This window comes from Colwellia sp. TT2012 (assembly GCF_001440345.1).
GTDB lineage: Bacteria > Pseudomonadota > Gammaproteobacteria > Enterobacterales > Alteromonadaceae > Colwellia.
The window spans coordinates 1-2,953 of sequence record NZ_LJYX01000037.1 but is presented as its reverse complement, the minus strand read 5'-3'; the positions used below and the strand labels follow the sequence as shown (position 1 = coordinate 2,953).

General features: G+C 49.7%; 1 rRNA gene. It reads left to right on the top strand.

What is annotated here, in order from left to right:
* The first annotated feature begins 9 nt into the window (after positions 1-9).
* Positions 10-2,914, top strand: a 23S ribosomal RNA gene (locus tag ASU03_RS18370).
* Positions 2,915-2,953: the final 39 nt, after the last annotated feature.

Here is a 2,953-nt window from a genome sequence, read left to right as displayed (position 1 = left end):
GGGTTGTATGGTTAAGTGACTAAGCGTATGTGGTGGATGCCTTGGCAGTTAGAGGCGATGAAGGACGTGTTAATCTGCGAAAAGCTCAGGTAAGGTGATAACAACCGTTATAGCCTGAGATGTCCGAATGGGGAAACCCACTTAGCATAAGCTAGGTATCGTTAAGTGAATACATAGCTTAACGAGGCAAACCGGGAGAACTGAAACATCTAAGTACCCCGAGGAAAAGAAATCAACCGAGATTTCGTTAGTAGCGGCGAGCGAACGCGAATCAGCCCTTAAGCTTATTGGGCGCTAGTGGAATCTACTGGAAAGTAGAACGATACAGGGTGATAGTCCCGTACACAAAAGCAACCTTTAAGTGAAATCGAGTAGGACGGAGCACGTGAAACTTTGTCTGAATATGGGGGGACCATCCTCCAAGGCTAAATACTACTAACTGACCGATAGTGAACCAGTACCGTGAGGGAAAGGCGAAAAGAACCCCTGTGAGGGGAGTGAAATAGAACCTGAAACCGCATACGTACAAGCAGTGGGAGCTAGATTTAGTCTAGTGACTGCGTACCTTTTGTATAATGGGTCAGCGACTTATATTCTGTAGCAAGGTTAACCGATTAGGGGAGCCGTAGCGAAAGCGAGTGTTAACTGCGCGTTTAGTTGCAGGGTATAGACCCGAAACCCGGCGATCTACCCATGGGCAGGTTGAAGGTTGAGTAACATCAACTGGAGGACCGAACACACGTATGTTGAAAAATGCGGTGATGACTTGTGGGTCGGAGTGAAAGGCTAATCAAGCCGGGAGATAGCTGGTTCTCCCCGAAATCTATTTAGGTAGAGCCTCGGACGAATACCATTGGGGGTAGAGCACTGTTAAGGCTAGGGGGTCATCCCGACTTACCAACCCTTTGCAAACTCCGAATACCAATGAGTACTATCCGGGAGACACACTGTGGGTGCTAACGTCCATTGTGAAGAGGGAAACAACCCAGACCGCCAGCTAAGGTCCCAAAGTACTAGTTAAGTGGGAAACGATGTGGAAAGGCATAGACAGCTAGGAGGTTGGCTTAGAAGCAGCCATCCTTTAAAGAAAGCGTAATAGCTCACTAGTCGAGTCGGTCTGCGCGGAAGATGTAACGGGGCTAAACTAGTCACCGAAGCTGCGGATTTGCAATTTATTGCAAGTGGTAGGGGAGCGTTCTGTAAGCCGTTGAAGGTGAATTGAGAAGTTTGCTGGAGGTATCAGAAGTGCGAATGCTGACATGAGTAACGATAAGGGGAGTGAAAAACTCCCCCGCCGAAAGACCAAGGTTTCCTGTCCCATGTTAATCAGGGCAGGGTAAGTCGGCCCCTAAGGCGAGGCGGAAACGCGTAGTCGATGGGAAACAGATTAATATTTCTGTACTTCACTATATTGCGAAGGAGGGACGGAGTAGGCTAGATGAGCACGGCGTTGGTAGTCCGTGTGAAAGGTTGTAGGTGGGAGACTTAGGTAAATCCGGGTTTCTCCTTTTATAAGGAACACTGAGAACTGAGACGAGTCACTACGGTGATGAAGTTGTTGATGCCATGCTTCCAGGAAAAGCTTCTAAGCTTCAGATATAGTGGAACCGTACCCCAAACCGACACAGGTGGTTGGGTAGAGAATACTAAGGCGCTTGAGAGAACTCGGGTGAAGGAACTAGGCAAAATAGTACCGTAACTTCGGGAGAAGGTACGCTGGATATGGGTGATGGAACTTGCTTCCTAAGCCCAGACCAGTCGAAGTAACCAGGTGGCTGGAACTGTTTATTAAAAACACAGCACTGTGCAAAATCGCAAGATGACGTATACGGTGTGACGCCTGCCCGGTGCCGGAAGGTTAATTGATTCGGTTAGTCCTCGGACGAAGCTGATGATCGAAGCCCCGGTAAACGGCGGCCGTAACTATAACGGTCCTAAGGTAGCGAAATTCCTTGTCGGGTAAGTTCCGACCTGCACGAATGGCGTAATCATGGCCACACTGTCTCCACCCGAGACTCAGTGAAATTGAATTTGCGGTTAAGATGCCGTATACCCGCGGCTAGACGGAAAGACCCCGTGAACCTTTACTATAGCTTGACAGTGAACATTGCTCCTACATGTGTAGGATAGGTGGGAGGCTATGAAACCATGTCGCTAGATGTGGTGGAGCCAACCTTGAAATACCACCCTTGTATGCGTGATGTTCTAACCTAGGGCCGTAATCCGGCTTGGGGACACTGTCTGGTGGGTAGTTTGACTGGGGCGGTCTCCTCCCAAAGAGTAACGGAGGAGCACGAAGGTTGGCTAAGTACGGTCGGACATCGTACGGTTAGTGCAATGGCATAAGCCAGCTTAACTGCGAGACAGACACGTCGAGCAGGTACGAAAGTAGGTCATAGTGATCCGGTGGTTCTGTATGGAAGGGCCATCGCTCAACGGATAAAAGGTACTCCGGGGATAACAGGCTGATACCGCCCAAGAGTTCATATCGACGGCGGTGTTTGGCACCTCGATGTCGGCTCATCACATCCTGGGGCTGAAGTCGGTCCCAAGGGTATGGCTGTTCGCCATTTAAAGTGGTACGCGAGCTGGGTTTAGAACGTCGTGAGACAGTTCGGTCCCTATCTGCCGTGGGCGTTTGAGAATTGAAGAGGGCTGCTCCTAGTACGAGAGGACCGGAGTGGACGAACCACTGGTGTTCGGGTTGTCATGCCAATGGCATTGCCCGGTAGCTACGTTCGGAACTGATAACCGCTGAAAGCATCTAAGCGGGAAGCAGGCTTTGAGATGAGTTCTCACTGGGACTTTAAGTCCCCTAAAGGGTCGTTGGAGACTACAACGTTGATAGGTCAGGTGTGTAAGGACTGCGAGGTCTTGAGCTAACTGATACTAATTGCCCGTGAGGCTTAACCATACAACACCCAAGTAGTTTTGAACTATAAAGTGTGTATGA